Annotated in this window: 16 protein-coding genes and 1 pseudogene; 9 read left to right on the top strand and 8 right to left on the bottom strand. The window is 70.0% G+C overall.

Features of this window, described 5'->3' with window-relative positions; translation table 11 throughout:
- Positions 1-164: 164 nt before the first annotated feature.
- A complete protein-coding gene (locus U8D42_RS23255; RefSeq protein WP_322858091.1) occupies positions 165-1727 on the bottom strand; it encodes a phytoene desaturase family protein in 1563 nt (520 codons plus the stop codon).
- A 64-nt stretch (positions 1728-1791) separates the two neighbouring features.
- On the bottom strand, positions 1792-2412 hold the full coding sequence (locus U8D42_RS23250; protein WP_322858092.1) for a TetR/AcrR family transcriptional regulator: 621 nt from the start codon (positions 2410-2412) through the stop codon (positions 1792-1794).
- A 70-nt stretch (positions 2413-2482) separates the two neighbouring features.
- Between U8D42_RS23250 and U8D42_RS23245 the strand changes: the two genes are divergently transcribed.
- Complete coding sequence (locus U8D42_RS23245) at positions 2483-2968, top strand: DUF2834 domain-containing protein (protein WP_085242462.1); 486 nt, start codon at positions 2483-2485, stop codon at positions 2966-2968.
- Here U8D42_RS23245 and U8D42_RS23240 read toward each other — a convergent pair.
- Positions 2965-3549 (bottom strand): class I SAM-dependent methyltransferase, encoded by a 585-nt coding sequence (locus U8D42_RS23240; RefSeq protein ID WP_322858093.1) that lies wholly within the window; start codon positions 3547-3549, stop codon positions 2965-2967. The genes U8D42_RS23245 and U8D42_RS23240 overlap by 4 nt on opposite strands.
- A 54-nt stretch (positions 3550-3603) precedes the next feature.
- Here U8D42_RS23240 and U8D42_RS23235 point away from each other — a divergent pair, with 54 nt between their 5' ends.
- A complete protein-coding gene (locus U8D42_RS23235) occupies positions 3604-4353 on the top strand; it encodes an AraC family transcriptional regulator (RefSeq protein WP_085242460.1) in 750 nt (249 codons plus the stop codon).
- On the opposite strand, the gene serS is transcribed toward U8D42_RS23235, so the two are convergent.
- Entirely contained in the window at positions 4350-5609 is a 1260-nt protein-coding gene (gene serS / locus U8D42_RS23230) for a serine--tRNA ligase (protein WP_085242459.1), read from the bottom strand. The two genes, U8D42_RS23235 and serS, sit on opposite strands and share 4 nt — an antisense overlap.
- A gap of 121 nt (positions 5610-5730) precedes the next feature.
- Here serS and U8D42_RS23225 point away from each other — a divergent pair, with 121 nt between their 5' ends.
- The 3 genes and pseudogenes from U8D42_RS23225 to U8D42_RS23215 all read left to right on the top strand — a co-directional run bounded on the left by U8D42_RS23225 (position 5731) and on the right by U8D42_RS23215 (position 7683).
- Positions 5731-7065 (top strand): septum formation family protein, encoded by a 1335-nt coding sequence (locus U8D42_RS23225; protein WP_431523806.1) that lies wholly within the window; start codon positions 5731-5733, stop codon positions 7063-7065.
- A 4-nt stretch (positions 7066-7069) separates the two neighbouring features.
- Positions 7070-7495 (top strand): annotated as a pseudogene (locus U8D42_RS23220) (metallopeptidase family protein).
- Positions 7492-7683, top strand: coding sequence for a hypothetical protein (locus tag U8D42_RS23215; RefSeq protein ID WP_090419100.1), 192 nt, complete (start codon positions 7492-7494; stop codon positions 7681-7683). Before U8D42_RS23220 ends, U8D42_RS23215 begins: the two are co-directional and overlap by 4 nt.
- Before the next feature lie 7 nt (positions 7684-7690).
- On the opposite strand, the gene U8D42_RS23210 is transcribed toward U8D42_RS23215, so the two are convergent.
- Positions 7691-8377, bottom strand: coding sequence for a histidine phosphatase family protein (locus tag U8D42_RS23210; protein WP_322858095.1), 687 nt, complete (start codon positions 8375-8377; stop codon positions 7691-7693).
- Positions 8374-9324, bottom strand: a complete 951-nt coding sequence (gene pheA, locus U8D42_RS23205) for a prephenate dehydratase (protein ID WP_085240189.1) — start codon at positions 9322-9324, stop codon at positions 8374-8376. Before pheA ends, U8D42_RS23210 begins: the two co-directional genes overlap by 4 nt.
- 90 nt (positions 9325-9414) lie before the next feature.
- Between pheA and U8D42_RS23200 the strand changes: the two genes are divergently transcribed.
- Together U8D42_RS23200 and U8D42_RS23195 are read left to right on the top strand one after the other, a co-directional pair.
- Complete coding sequence (locus U8D42_RS23200; RefSeq protein ID WP_322858096.1) at positions 9415-10218, top strand: DUF2470 domain-containing protein; 804 nt, start codon at positions 9415-9417, stop codon at positions 10216-10218.
- Between the two features lie 45 nt (positions 10219-10263).
- On the top strand, positions 10264-11466 hold the full coding sequence (locus U8D42_RS23195) for an LCP family protein (RefSeq protein WP_085240191.1): 1203 nt from the start codon (positions 10264-10266) through the stop codon (positions 11464-11466).
- Here the strand turns inward: U8D42_RS23195 and U8D42_RS23190 are convergent.
- Both U8D42_RS23190 and U8D42_RS23185 read right to left on the bottom strand, forming a co-directional pair.
- Positions 11463-12287, bottom strand: coding sequence for a glycerophosphodiester phosphodiesterase (locus tag U8D42_RS23190; protein ID WP_085240192.1), 825 nt, complete (start codon positions 12285-12287; stop codon positions 11463-11465). The genes U8D42_RS23195 and U8D42_RS23190 overlap by 4 nt on opposite strands.
- Positions 12284-13327 (bottom strand): DUF4328 domain-containing protein, encoded by a 1044-nt coding sequence (locus U8D42_RS23185; protein WP_322858097.1) that lies wholly within the window; start codon positions 13325-13327, stop codon positions 12284-12286. The genes U8D42_RS23190 and U8D42_RS23185 overlap by 4 nt, the downstream gene beginning before the upstream one ends.
- A gap of 500 nt (positions 13328-13827) precedes the next feature.
- Between U8D42_RS23185 and U8D42_RS23180 the strand changes: the two genes are divergently transcribed.
- Positions 13828-13983, top strand: coding sequence for a hypothetical protein (locus U8D42_RS23180; protein WP_322858098.1), 156 nt, complete (start codon positions 13828-13830; stop codon positions 13981-13983).
- Positions 13984-14147: 164 nt separating this feature from the next.
- Complete coding sequence (locus U8D42_RS23175; protein ID WP_085240229.1) at positions 14148-14771, top strand: superoxide dismutase; 624 nt, start codon at positions 14148-14150, stop codon at positions 14769-14771.
- Positions 14772-14846 lie beyond the last annotated feature (75 nt).

Here is a 14846-nt window from a genome sequence, read left to right as displayed (position 1 = left end):
CCTCCCGTGCTTCAGCACCGACGGCCCTGCGTGGAGAACGGCAGCTGACTGCGTATCGGCGGGATCCGCCGAACACCGGCGGTGCTGGGGTTCGTGGGTAGCCTAGCCCGCGTCGCTGTGGGGCGCTTTGTGCGGCCTGGCGCTGAGGGCGCCGGGGCGGACCGTCAGGCGTTGCGGTCGGCGAGCGCCTGCAGGGCGGCGTTGTAGCCCGGGATGAACGTGATGCCCGGTCCGCCGTGGCAGCCCGCGCTGCCCAGGTACAGGCCCTCGACCGGTATCGGCTGGCCGCGGAAGCCTTTCGGCCCGGGCCGGTTCGGCCCGATCTGGTCGGGGTTGAGTAGTCCGTGGCAGTAGTCGCCCCCGGGGGCGCCGAACATCACACCCATGTGCTTGGGCGTGAAGGTGGTGTGCCGGATGATGCTGCGCTCGAAGTTCGGCGCCAACCGGGTGATCTTGTCGATCACCCGTTGGCCCATTTCGACCTTCGCGTCGCCGTAGTCCGCGCCGCCCTCGATCGGGAACCACAACGCGAACGCCGAGGCCGCGTGTTTGCCCGCGGGCGCCAGGTCGGGGTCGTTCTGGGTGGGGATCTGCAACACGACGGTCGGGTCGGCGGGCACGATGCCGCGCCGGGCGTCCTCCCACTGCTGCTGGACCTCCTCCGGCGTGCAGAACAGGCCGATCGACGCCTGCATGGCCGGATCGTTGAGCGCCTGGTAGGGCGGGGCGAACTCCGGGGCCTCCTCGAGCGCGAAGTGCATCTGCAGGTAGCTGCCGCGGTGGTCGGTCCGGGCGTACCGCTCCCGGATGTCGCCGGGCAGCAAGGCCGGGTCGATCAGCTCGTTGAGGGTGACGTCGGGCGCGATGCCGGAGACGACGATCGGAGCGGTCAACTCCTCGCCGCCCTCTGTGCGCACCCCGGTGACTCGCCCGTCGGTGACCACGATCTCGGTCACCTTGGTCCGCAGCCGCACTTCGCCGCCGTGGCTCTCCAGCAGCTCGCCGAGGTGCGAGGTGAGCGCCCCGATGCCGCCGCGCAGCTTCTTCATCTGCATGGTGTCCCCGTCGGGGACGCCCAGCCCGAAGGCCAGCGCGGCCGCGCTGCCCGGGGTTTCGGGCCCGCGATAGAGGGTGTTGACGGCCAGAACGGTCATCGAGCCGCGCAGCGCGCCGTGCTTCTCGCGGTCGGGTAGGTAGCGGTCCAACACGTCGGTGACCGACCCGAACAGCATGTCGTCGATGGCCGAGCGCTCGAATTCGTTTGTGGCACAGGCATACATCTCGTCGTAAGTCTTGGGTTGGGTCCCCGCCTCGAACCGGCCCAACGCGCGCGTCGGCGCCTGGCTCCAGGCCATCAGCCCCGCCATCCCATTGACCGCGTCCGCCCCGTGCACCTCGTTGAGGTGGGTGAACAGCTTGACGGGGTCGCTGTACTGGATCAGCGGGTCGTCACCGATGCCGCGCACCGCCACCGACATCACGTCCAGGTCGAGCGTCGGCAGGGTGTCCAGGCCGAGCTCGTCGACCACCACCTTCGAGGTGGGGAACTGCACCGAACCGGCGATCTCGAACCGATACCCGTCGAAAAGCTCCACCGTGGACGCCATCCCGCCCGCATAGAGCTTGGAATCCAGGCACACCGTCCGCAAGCCGGCCTTCTGCAGCAGCACCGCCGCCGCCAGGCCGTTGTGTCCCGCACCGATAACTATCGCGTCATACCGTGTCATGTTCCTGCCTTCCACGACAGGAGGCTGGCACGGCGCCGAAGTTTTGTCAATTATGACGAAACTTCTATCCGTCGTCGGTGTTCCAGGCGTCGGTGATCCCCGCGCGCAGCGATTCCAGCGCCGCGTGACACATCCGCGCCAGTTCGCCCAGCGACCGATCGTCGCCGAGCATCCAGAACTCCATCGCACCGAAAACGCCAGCGGCGATGCAGCGCGCGATCACCGCGGCCCGCAGCCGCCCGTCCAGCGTCCCGCCCGCCCTGCAGCTACGCCTATGCAGCTGCGCCTGGATGACACCCGCGAAGTCGGCCTGGACTTCCTGCATGTGCCGCACGATGCGGCCGGGGTCGAGCTCGCCGCCCCGCAGCGCGGCGATTTTCGTCACGGCCTCAACGTCATACGGGAACGAGAAGATCGCCGACTGCACCGAATCGATGATCGGCTCATCGGCGGGCCGGGCGTCCAGCGCGGACCGAAACCAGTTCAGCCCGGTGTAGTCGGCAAACAACAGATCGTGCTTGGACTTGAAGTGACGGTAGAACGTCCGCAGCGACACCCCGGCGTCCGCGGCGATCTGCTCGGCCGACGTCTCCTCGACGCCCTGGGCGAGGAATCGGACCATGGCGGCCTGGACCAACGCCTCTCGCGTGCGCTCGCTGCGCACCGTCTGCGCCGGCCGGACCATGCAAGTAAGGTACCCCAACCGCCTTTTGTCAGTATTGACAAAACTTTGGGTCCGGGGTGAGACTGCGCCCATGGTCTCGCTTCTTGTGCATGCAGTGCTCGGGTTCGGTGTCATCAGCTGGATCGTCGCCTCGAACTCGAAGGTGTTCGCCCGGCCGGCCGCCGGGCCGCTGTTCACACCGCTGGAATGCCTGTACTACGTCATCGGCATCGCCTCGGTAGCCCTGGGTTGGTACTTCAACATCACCTACGTCCAGCAGTACTCGCACGGGTCCACCAATCCGTTGTGGGGCGAGCACGGCAGCTGGGCCGAATACATCCGGCTGATGTTCACCAATCCCGCCGCGGATTCCGCCAGCCAGGATTACACCATCGCGAATGTCATTCTGTTGCCGCTGTTCACCATCGTGGACGGCTACCGCCGCGGTTTGAAGCGCCCGTGGCTGTACTTCGTGTCCAGCCTTTTCACCAGCTTCACGTTCGGGTTCGCGTTCTACTTCGCGACCATGGAGCGGCAGCGCCGGCACCAACAGGCCCGCGAGACGGTGGACGCCTAGCCCGTCGCCCGGCCCACCGGTTTGGTGGCCCGCCACCGCTGACGACGGCCGCTGACGCCCGAGCGGATCTCGGTGAATCCCGCGGCCTCGAGCCGCCCCGGGAGGTCCTTCGGCGCGATCGGGTTGTAGGTGTCGGCGAGGTGGAGCAGCCGGAACGACAGCGATGGAACGCCGTCGCTGCCGGCGAAGACCCCGCCCGGTCGCAGCACCCGGAACGCCTCGGCGAACAGCCGGTCCTGCGACTCGGCGCCGGGAACGTGGTGCAGCATCGTGAAGCACACCACGGACGTGAAGTGGTCGGCGGGCAGCCCGGTGTCGGTGCCGTCGCCGTGGATGACGCGGGCGCGTTCGCCGTAGCGGTGTCGCAAGCGGTCGGCCATCGCGGCGTCGGCCTCCACCGCGGTGAGCGAGGCGGTGCGCTCGACGAGCGCCCGAAGCGTGGCCCCGTAGCCGGGGCCGATTTCCAATGTCCGCGCGCCCAATTCGACGCCTTCCAATGCCCACGGGAGCAGCTGCTCGGCGACGGCCTTCTCCCAGCCCGCCGAACTGCACCGGCGCCGGTGCACCAAGTTCATCGCCATATCACCCACGCTAGGCGAGTAGCGCGTTGCGGACTTCCGATAATCTGCCGTGATATGTCGGGAATCAGCCATCACGGGCCGGCAACGTCGGCACAGGCCCTGCCGCCGGGAGCCCGGATCGAGCGGCACCGGCACCCGCTGCACCAGATCGTCTACCCGTCGTCGGGCGCGGTCTCGGTCACCACGCCGGCGGGCACCTGGATCACACCGGCGAATCGGGCCATCTGGATACCGGCGGGCTGCTGGCATCAACACAAGTTCCACGGCCACACGCAGTTTCACGGTGTCGCGCTGGACCCCGGCCGCTATCGCCGCGGCCCCACGGCACCGGCCGTGCTGGCGGTCAACCCGCTGATGCGCGAACTCATCATCGCCTGCTCCCAAACCGGCGCAACCGACACCGCCGAGCACCACCGGATGCTGGCCGTGCTGCACGACCAGTTGCAGACCATCAGTGCCGTTGAGCCACTGTGGATTCCCACTCCGGTCGATGGCCGGCTGCGGCAAGCGTGCGCGCTGATCGCCGACCACCTGCGCGAACCGTTGACGTTGCAGCAGATCGGTCATCGGGTCGGCGTGGGCCAGCGCACCTTGAGCCGCCTGTTCCGCGACGAGCTGGCGATGACGTTTCCGCAGTGGCGCACCCAGCTGCGGCTGCAGCGCGCCCTGGCGCTGCTCGCCGAGCGCCGCGACGTCACCTCGGTGGCGTCCGAATGCGGTTGGGCCACAGCGAGTGCCTTCATCGACACCTATCGGCGGGCGTTCGGGCACACCCCGGGCCGGTCGGTGACGAAGGCCGGTTAGCCGACGGGCTCGAGCAGCTCGGTGCCGACGAACGGCACCAGCGCGTCGGGCACCCGCACGCTGCCGTCGGGCTGCTGGTGGTTTTCCAGGATGGCGACCAGCCACCGGGTGGTGCCCAGCGTGCCGTTGAGCGTCGCCGCGGTCTGCGGCTTGCCGCCCTCGTCGCGGTAGCGGGTGGACAGCCGGCGCGCCTGGAAGGTCGTGCAGTTCGACGTCGACGTCAGCTCGCGGTAGGTGCCCTGGGTCGGAACCCAGGCCTCACAGTCGAACTTGCGGGCGGCCGACGAGCCGAGGTCACCCGCGGCGACGTCGATCACCCGATACGGCACCCCGATGCGGGCCAGCATCTCGCGTTGCCAGCCGAGCAGCCGTTCGTGTTCGGCCTCGGCCTCGGCGGGGGTGCAGTAGACGAACCCTTCGACCTTGTCGAATTGGTGTACCCGGATGATGCCGCGGGTGTCCTTGCCGTAGCTGCCCGCCTCCCGCCGGAAGCACGACGACCAGCCCGCGTAGCGCAGCGGGCCGCCGGACAGGTCCAGGATCTCGTCGGCGTGGTAGCCGGCCAGCGGCACCTCGGAGGTGCCGACCAGGTAGAGGTCGTCGGCCTCCACCCGGTAGATCTCGTCGGCGTGGGCGCCCAGGAAACCGGTGCCGGCCATCACCTCGGGGCGTACCAGCACCGGCGGAATCATCGGGATGAAGCCGTTGTCGACGGCCAGGCGCAGCGCGAGCTGCAGCAGCCCCAGCTGCAGCAGCGCACCCCGGCCGGTCAGGAAGTAGAAGCGCGAGCCGGACACCTTGGCGCCGCGCTGCATGTCGATGAGCCCGAGGGATTCGCCGAGCTCGAGGTGGTCTTTCGGGTGGTCGATCGCGGCGGGCTCGCCCACGACGTCGAGCACGCGGTAGTCGTCTTCCCCGCCGGCGGGCACCCCCTCGATCACGACGTTGGAGATCGCCATGTGCGCCGCGGTGAACGCCGCCTCGGCCTCGGCCTGCTCCGCTTCGGCGGCCTTGACCTGCTCGGCCAGCTCCTTGGCGCGGGCCAGCCTGGCCGGGCGCTCCTCGGGGGACGCGGCGCCGACGCTCTTGCTGGCGGATTTCTGTTCCGCGCGCAGCGCATCGGCCGACGAGATCGCCGCCCGGCGCGCGGTGTCGGCCTGCAGCAGCGCGTCGACCAGCGCCGGATCCTCCCCACGGCTGAGCTGGGAGCGGCGCACGGCGTCGGGGTCTTCCCGGAGCAACTTCAGGTCGATCACGGCCCTGACACTACTTTTTCGCCTCCGGGCCGATGGCAGAGCGTCCACCCGGACTCATCCCAGGACTCACATCAGTAACTTTTGTCACGCCACGCCGAGCGCTGCTGTCAGAATGGAGCCGATGTCGCAAGCGCCCGAGACGGAGGCCCCCGAGGCCCCCACCGCCACGCCGGAACAGCCGCCCGCCGGCTTCCGGTGGCCGCGGAGTCTGCAGGCGCAGGCGACCAGGCGCGCCCTGCTGCTCACCGCGCTGGGTGCCCTGCTGATTGCCGGCCTGGTCACCGCGCTGCCGATCGGCGGTACCGGGCAGGGCCGGTTGTCCGGGTATCTCGACGGGAACCCGGTGCCGACCACCGGAACCAGGAGCGACGCCGCCTTCAACAAGGCTTCCGGGGGTGACTGCCTGATGTGGCCGGACGCCACCCCGGAGTCGGCGAAGATCGTCAACTGCGCCGATGACCACAAGTTCGAGGTCGCCGAATCGATCGACATGCGGACGTTCCCGGGCTCCGAGTACGGCCCCAACGCCGCTCCCCCGTCGCCCGCTCGCATCCAGCAGATCACCCAGGAGCAGTGTGAGGTCGCGGTGCGCAACTACCTGGGCCCCAAGTTCGATCCCAACAGCAAGTTCACCGTAAGCCTGCTGTGGCCCGGGGACCGGGCCTGGCGCCAGTCCGGCGAGCGCCGCATGCTGTGCGGGTTGCAACTGCCGGGCACCAACAATCAGCAACAGGCCTTCAAGGGCAAGGTCGCCGACGTCGACCAGTCCAAGGTCTGGCCGGCCGGCACCTGCCTGGGCATCGACGCGACCACCAACCAGCCGATCGACGCCCCGGTGGAGTGCGCCGCCCCGCACGCGATGGAGGTGACGGGCACGGTCAACCTGGCCGAGAAGTTCCCCGGCGCGCTGCCGGCGGAGCCCGACCAGGACGGCTTCATCAAGGATCAGTGCACCAAGATGACGGACGCCTACCTGGCGCCGGTCAAGTTGCGCACCACCACGTTGACGCTGATCTACCCCACCGTCCCACTGGCCAGCTGGACGGCCGGAAGCCGCGAGGTCGCCTGCAGCATCGGCGCGACGCTGGGCAACGGCGGTTGGGCCACGCTGGTCAACAGCGCCAAGGGACAGCTGCTCATCAACGGTCAGCCGCCGGTGCCGCCGCCCGACATTCCCGAAGAGCGGCTCACACCGATCCCGCTCCAGGTGCCGGCTCAGTCGCCGTCGAGCCCGGCCGGCTCCGCCCCCGAGATCCCCCCCAACAATCAGCACCTCCCGGGCCAGCAGCCGGCGGTGGCGCCGCCCCAGGCGCCGGCATCGGATTCCCCGGCCCCCCAGGCACCGCCGCCCCCCGCGGACGCCGGGGCGCCCCCTCAGGCGCCTCCCCCTCCCGCGGACGCCGGAGCGCCCCCGGCGCCGGAGGCCCCACCCGCCGCGCCCGCACCCGGGGGCTGACCGCGTGCCCGCGCGGATGGATCCGGAGCGGTTCGACGAACTGGTTTCCGACGCGCTCGACCTGATCCCGCCCGGGCTGGCGGCGGCGATGGACAACGTCGTCGTTCTGGTCGACGACCGTCACCCCGAGGACGGCGAGCTGCTGGGGCTGTACGAAGGGGTCGCCCTGACCGAACGTGACTCCGACTACGCCGGGTCGCTGCCGGATGCGATCACCATCTACCGCGAGGCGCTGCTGGACGTCTGCGAGTCCGACGACGACGTGGTCGAGGAGGTGGCGATCACGGTGATCCACGAGATCGCCCACCACTTCGGCATCGACGACGACCGGCTGGAAGAACTGGGCTGGGCCTGACAACACCAGCGGCGCCGACTTTATGGGCGCGGCATCCCGGATTTGTCCGCGGCCGGTGCTATGAACGGCTTATGAGTGCTGACTGCCGCGACTGCCGGGCGGGCCTAGAGCACTGTCACGGCACCATCATTCGCCATGCCCTGCGCCGCTCGGAATGCACGGAGCCGGACTGCTTCAGTCCCGAGTTGTTGCCGCACGCCTTCGTCGTCGACTGCGACGCGGTCGGCTGCGAGTGCTGCGAATCCGTCGCGCTGGCCGTTTGATCGACGGTCAGCCCATCGGGTCGGTGCTCGAGTGCACCGCGTCCGCGACGGGCGTGGCGTCGGTCTCGGGGTAGAACGGCGGCGTCAGGGTTCCCCACCGCACGCAGCTCCACCGCCCGTCGGTGATGGGAGCCAGCACCACGGATTCGGCATTGTCCAGGTGGTTGTCCAGCGCGAAGCCGGCGTCCACCCCGGCCAGCACCGCGGCGGCCAGCCGGATCGCGGCGCCATGGCTGACGACGACGATGTCGCCGGTCCAGTCATGGTTGTCGAGGTACCGCAGCCGCAGGTCGGTGAGCACCGGCACATAGCGGTCCAGGACGTCGTTGCCGGTTTCCCCGCCGGGTAGCGGGACGTCGAGGTCACCGTGGTGCCATTGCTCGTAGATCGCGTTGAACTCCGCGACCGCGTCGTCGTCGCTGCGGTCTTCCAGCACGCCGACCTGGACCTCGTGGATGCCGGCCACCTCGGTGGCGTCCAACTTCAGCTCGCCCCCGATGACCGCGGCCGTCTGCGACGCGCGGATCGCCACCGAGTGAGCGAGCAGCGCCGGCCGTCCCGCGCCGTGGGCGAAGGCGCGAGCCTGGTCGCGGCCCAGCGGCGTCAGCTCCGCCCCGGGCGGCCGGGTGTCGAGCCTGCGCTCGACGTTGCCGTAGGACTGGCCGTGTCGCAGCAGCACCAGCCGGCCCGTCATAGCTCGCTCCCCCCGGCCGTGGTTTCCGGTTTGCCCTCTCGCAGCCGCGCCAGCCAGCGGGCCGCCTCGTCGGCAGGCGGCGGCAGCACGCCGGCGGGCGAGCCCGTCGGCCAAGATCCCAGGTATCGCACATCTGCACAACGCCGGTGCAGCGCTTTGAGTGCCTCGGCCACGGCGTCGTCGTCGATGTGGCCCACACAGTCGGCGAAGAACACGTACGTGCCCAGGGCCGTCCGGGTCGGGCGGGATTCGATCCGGGTCAAATCGATGCCGCGGATGCCGAATTCGGTCAGCGCGCCGAGCAGCGCACCGGGCGCGTTGTCGATGCGCAGCACCACCGACGTCCGGTCGGCGCCGGTGCGGGCCGGCGGCGGCCCCGGCAGGCCGACCAGGAGGAAGCGGGTGCAGGCGTTGGGCTCGTCGACCACACCGTCGGCCAGGGCGGCCAGCCCCCAATGGGTGGCGGCCAGCGGCGACGTCACCGCGGCATCGGCTTGCCCCTCGGCCACCTGACGCGCCGCGTCGGCGTTGGAGTACGCGGGCCGCAGCTCGGCGCCGGGCAGGTGGGTGGCGACCCAGTGCCGCACCTGCGCGGCGGCCACGGAAAATGCCGCCAGCGTGCGCACATCGCCGGCGGCGCGACCGGATTTGACGACGATCGTGAACGCGACATCCAGGGTCGTCTCGGCGAATACCTGCAGGGGCGAGCCGGTGGCCAGGCTGTCCAGGGTGGGGGTCACAGACCCGTCGATCGAGTTCTCGATGGGGACACACGCGTATTCGGCACTGCCATCGCGGACGGCGTCCAGCGCCGCGGCGGTGCTGTCCATCGGCAAGCGCCGGACCTCGCCGGGCCCCTGGCCGGGAATCAGGCCGGCGGCCGTGATCTGCAACAGCGCCGCCTCGGTGAAGGTCCCTTCCGGACCGAGATAAGCGATGCCGACCACGCCCCAACCCTAGCGGCGACCGGCGCCGGACGGCTCTTGCGGCATCCACGCCGTTGAGTTAACTTAGGCTTACCTAACTGAAGGAGAACGGTGTTACCGCTGACGTGCCCCGCCCCGACGACGGCCGAACGTATCCGCAGCGCGTGCGTGCGCGCCGGCGGCGCGCTCCTGGCGCTGGAAGCCCCGCACGCGCGCCAGGATCCGGTCGTCACGCCCGTCCATCACCTGCTGCCCGACGGCTCGTTCGCGCTGGCGCTCCCGAATGCCGGGGACGGCCAACCCGACAGCGGCGTCGCCGGATCGCAGGCGCTCCTCGAGTTGACCGACTACGCACCGCTGCCGCTGCGGGAACCGGTGCGCTCGCTGGTGTGGGTACGCGGGCGCCTGCGCGAATTCCAGCCGGCCGAGGTCGCCGCCACCGTCGACCAGATCGCCGCCGAGTGGCCGCACCCGGCCCTGCTCCAGGTCGACACCCCGCGGTGCGCGCCGTGGGACGGGCAGGAGCCGCGGTACACGCTGGTCCGGCTGGAGATCGCGTCCGTCGTCGTCACCGACGCCACCGGCGCCGAGCCCGTCAGCGTCGAGGCTCTCCTCGCGGCCCGGCCCGACCCGTTCTGTGAGATCGAGTCGAACCTGCTGTGGCATTTGGACACCGCCCACAGCGATGTGGTCGCGCGGCTGGTGTCCCGGCTCCCGGCGCCGTTGCGGCGCGGGCAGGTCCGCCCGCTCGGCCTGGACCGCTACGGTGTGCGATTCCGCGTCGAAGGCGAGGACCGCGACCACGACGTCCGTCTGCCGTTCCACAAGCCGGTGGACGACATGACCGGATTGAGCCAGGCCATCCGCGTGCTGATGGGGTGCCCGTTCATCAACGGCCTGCGCGCCCGCCGGTAGCCGAACCGGTCGTGTCGGGCCGCCCCGGCCGCGTACGTTAACCAGGTGAACGGCGATCGACCAGCGCAGCGGCCCGACCCGCGTACCGAGCCGTCGCCGGTGATTCGCCGCGGGGCGCGGCCTGCGACACCCGCAGAGCAGACCACGCCGCTGCGGCGGGCCACGCCCCCACCGCCCCCGTCGCCGCGCCCCGTGGACCCGCCGCGCCCCGTCCCACCGGCGCCGCGCACCCGTGAACCGGCCGGGCCGCCACCCCGGCCCACGCCGCCGGGCGCGCGGCGCCGACGCGGCTGGCGCCGCTGGACGCGGGCCCTCGCTTCGGCGCTGATGATCGGCGTCCTACTGGCCGGCATCGGGGCGGTGTGCGGGGCCGTGTGGTTCGACAGCAGGCTGCACCGCGACGACGTTCTCACCGACTACCCGGGACGCCCGGGAGCGGGCCGAGGGACGAACTGGTTGCTCGTCGGCTCCGACAGCCGCCAGGGTCTCACCCCCGAGCAGCAGGAGGCCCTGGCCACCGGCGGTGACATCGGCAGCAGCCGGACAGACACCATCCTGCTGGTACACCTGCCCGAGCCGTGGTCCGGTGGGCGGGTGGCGATGGTGTCGATACCGCGGGACTCCTACGTCCCCATTCCCGGCCATGGCAAGGACAAGATCAACGCGGCCTTTGCGATGGGCGGCCCCACCTTGCTGGTCCAGACGGTGGAGCAGGCCACCGGGTTGCGCCTCGACCACTACGCCGAGATCGGATTCGGCGGGTTCGCCGCCGTGGTCGACGCGCTGGGCGGGGTGACGGTGTGTCCGACGGCGCCGGTCAACGACCCGTTGGCCGGCATCGACCTGCCCGCGGGCTGCCAGAAACTCAACGGCCGCAACGCCCTCGGGTACGTCAGGACGCGCGACACCCCGCGCGCCGACCTGGACCGGATGGTCAACCAGCGGCAATTCGTCGCGGCGCTGCTGCGCGCCGCAGGCAGCCCCACGGTGTGGCTGAACCCGTGGCGCTGGTACTCGGTGCCGCGCGCGGTCGCCGACGCGCTGACCGTTGACCGCGGCGACCACGTATGGGACCTGGCCCGGCTCGGCTGGGGGCTGCACGGCTCGCCGACCACCGTGACCGTCCCGATCGGGGAGTTCAGCGACGGCGACGCCGGATCGGTGGTGGTGTGGAACCACGAGGAGGCCAGCCGGTTGTTCGAGGCGCTGGCCTCGGACGCGCCCGTGCCGACGACTCCGGCGGGCTAGTCGACGCGCTCGCCGGCGCGGCCGTTCTGCAGGTAGGCCTTCGTCCGGCCCGGGTGGTGGGTGGCAAGCCAGGCCACGCCGACGTCACGGCAGAAGTCGAGATCGTCGTACTCGTCGACATTCCAGCAGTACACGGCCCGGCCCTGGGCGATCGCGCGGTCAGCGAGCTGGGGATACTCCTTCAACGTCGCCAACGAAGGCCCGACGGCGGTGGCGCCGACGGCGGTGGCCGCGCCGCTGGTCAAGTAGCGCGCCGTCCTGCCGAGCAGGACGGTCGGCAGCAGCGGAGCGGCCCGCCGGATCCGCCAGACCGCGGCCGCCGAAAACGACATCACCACGGCGCGGGACCGGTCGGCGGAGGCCGGGGCGGCGATGCCGTAGCGGTGCAGCAGCGCCAGCAGCTTGGTTTCCACCAGCGAGCCGTACCGGACCGGGTGCTTGGTCTCGATGAAGAGCTTCACCGGGCGGCGCCAGTCCAGAACGAGCGAGACCAGAGCGTCCAGCGTCAGCAGGCTGGTGTCACCGTGGGTGCCGTCTTCACGCCAGCTGTCGTGCCACGCGCCGTACTCGAGCTCGCGCAGCTCGGCGAGGGTCGTCGTGCTGACCAAGCCGGCCCCGGTCGAAGTCCGGTCCAGCCGGCGATCGTGGACACAGACCAGGTGGCCGTCGCGGGTCAGGCGCACGTCGCATTCCACGCCGTCGGCGCCCTCTTTCAGGGCGAGATCGTAGGCGGCCAGCGTGTGTTCGGGCCGGGCGGCCGACGCGCCGCGGTGGGCTACCACAAAGGGGTGCCCGGCGAGCACCTCCTCGGCCCACGTCATACGCCTAATGCTGCCGCTTCCTGCCCCTCCAGCTCAACCGGGCGCGATGTCGGCGCCGGGTCGTCGGAGACCACGACCCAGCGGTGCGCGGGCCGCTCGACCGGTTTGCGCTCGAAGCCCTCGAAGACCCGGGCGGCCGCGGCCACCGTGAGCGCTGCGAGCAGATAGGCGAAAACCATCGTCATCGTGTTGTTGGCGATGCCCTGGGCGTCGCTGGCGAAGCTGGTGGCCATGGCGAAGACGGAGACCAGGTAGCTGGCGACCCATGCGATCCACCACTGCACGATGGGTCGACGTATCCGGCCGTAGTGCTCCTCCAGGATCGCCAGCTCGATGACGTAGACCGGGGCCCACAGCAGGTTGGCCACCGGCACGACGCACCCGGCCCACAGCGTTCGCGTGGACCGCGGTTCGGGCAGACCGTGGTAGGCGAATACGGCGGCGCGTCGGGCGATGAGCCAGCGGATCAGCATGACCCCGGAGGTGAACACCGCCGCGATCGCCGCCACGCTGGCCAGGATGCCGAGCCAGTCCGCTCCTGCGGCCACCCACGAGTTCAACAAGGTGTTCCGGTTGATGATCAGCAGCACGTACCGCACCGCGTAGACCAGGGCGGCGATGCCGAGGGTGAGCACGCTGACGAACAGCGTGGTGCGGATCATCGGCGCGGACGGCGCATGTGTCTCCGCTTGGGCTGCCGCCGGCGTCTGCTCCACACGGTCGGTCAGGCCCCAGCGCGGCATCACCGCATAGCGCGGAGTGGGGCCGAGCGGCCGCCGGCCGTGCCTGGTGGGCGGAGCGGCGCCGGGACGGACCGCGATCCATCGGAAGCCCGGCGGCAGCCGCGGCGGGGTGCGCTGCCATCCCCGGGGCGCGGACGGCCGACTGGCCGGCGCGGCGCCGGGTGCGCCCCACCGCGGGTCGGGCGCCGGCGCGTCCGGCAAGGGTGCCATCAGCGCTCCCCGACAACGGGGACACCACTCGCGTTGCCGCTCGCGAACGTTCCACCGAGTGCCACATTGGGAGCACACCTGGATCACCGGACTAGCCTAGCCTCGCGACGATGCGCGCCGCGGGACGCGGCGAGTAGAGAAGCGGGGCAATTCAGCACCGCCTCGCGACGATGCGCGCCGCGGGACGCGGCGAGCGGGCTGGAGCGCGAGGCCGTCGGCTATCTAGTTCGCGGCTTGTGACTATCCACAGTTTCCACAGGTTTATCCACACGGCCATCTTGGGTAAGGACAGCATTACCACAGCGCTACCGGCCACCGGCGATTCCACATGTGGATAACACCGCGGTCTCACGGGCTCGTCATCGACAGCCCGCCAGAGCCACCGAGCGAAATGGGTTGCCTTCCTAAGCACTCGGCGCGCGGCTTGAGTGACCGCCGGTCACATCCCCGCCCGGGTCTCCTCCGCCAATGCGCAGTTCAGTGCGTTGTTTTCCAAGCGCGGCTTGAGGCGCTATGATCGCGTTCGCGAAAAATTGTTTGTGACTCACCTCACTGTCGTGAGGTGAGGGGCGGGTGAAAGGCGATTGATGGCCACGCATTCGTTCGGTCCGGGTTCACCGGCCCCCTCGAGGTCGCACTCCGGCTCGCCCGCGTGGAACCACAGCTACAGCGTCGCCGCATTGCGCGCCGGGCTGATCGCCCTCGCGTTGCTGGCGATTCTCCTCCTCATCGTCTTGTCTTGACGGCCTTGGCTTGAGACCCCGTTAAGCGGGTATCCGGCGTCCGCGCCCCATTGCTGCCGTCCTTGCGGTGTGCCCGGTCATGGAGCAGGGTTGAATATGGCTGGCCGCCGCGTGGCAGCCCCGCGCGCATGAGCGCCAAGACGATAACCGAAGAAAGGAATGCCGTGGCCGTATACACCTTGCCCGACTTGGATTGGGACTACGGAGCGCTGGAACCGCACATCTCCGGCCAGATCAACGAGCTTCACCACGATAAGCACCACGCCACCTACGTCAATGGCGCCAACGCTGCCCTGGAAAAGCTCGAGGAGGCGCGCGCCAAGGACGACCACGCCGCGATCCTGCTGAACGAGAAGAACTTGGCGTTCAACCTGGGCGGTCACGTCAACCACACCATCTGGTGGAAGAACCTCTCCCCCAACGGTGGCGACAAGCCGACCGGTGAGCTCGCCGCAGCCATCGACGATGCCTTCGGGTCGTTCGACAACTTCCGCGCACAGTTCCACGCGGCCGCCACCACCGTGCAAGGGTCGGGCTGGGCCGCGCTCGGCTGGGACACGCTGGGCAACAAGCTGCTGATCTTCCAGGTGTACGACCACCAGTCCAACTTCCCGCTCGGGATCATCCCGCTGCTTCTGCTCGACATGTGGGAGCACGCGTTCTACCTGCAGTACAAGAACGTCAAGGTGGACTTCGCCAAGGCGTTCTGGAATGTCGTGAACTGGGCGGACGTCCAGGATCGCTACGCGGCGGCAACCTCGAAGACCACGGGGCTGATCGCCGGCTGAGTCCACATCGATCGGCAGGGGCGTCGCGCGGCTTGCGCGGCGCCCCTGTCGTTTGCTTGGCCCGGAATCGGGCAT

This window comes from Mycobacterium europaeum (assembly GCF_034555895.2).
In the GTDB taxonomy this organism is placed as follows: domain Bacteria; phylum Actinomycetota; class Actinomycetes; order Mycobacteriales; family Mycobacteriaceae; genus Mycobacterium; species Mycobacterium europaeum.
Note: the sequence above shows the minus strand (reverse complement) of the source record. Positions and strands in the feature narration are given on the sequence as shown.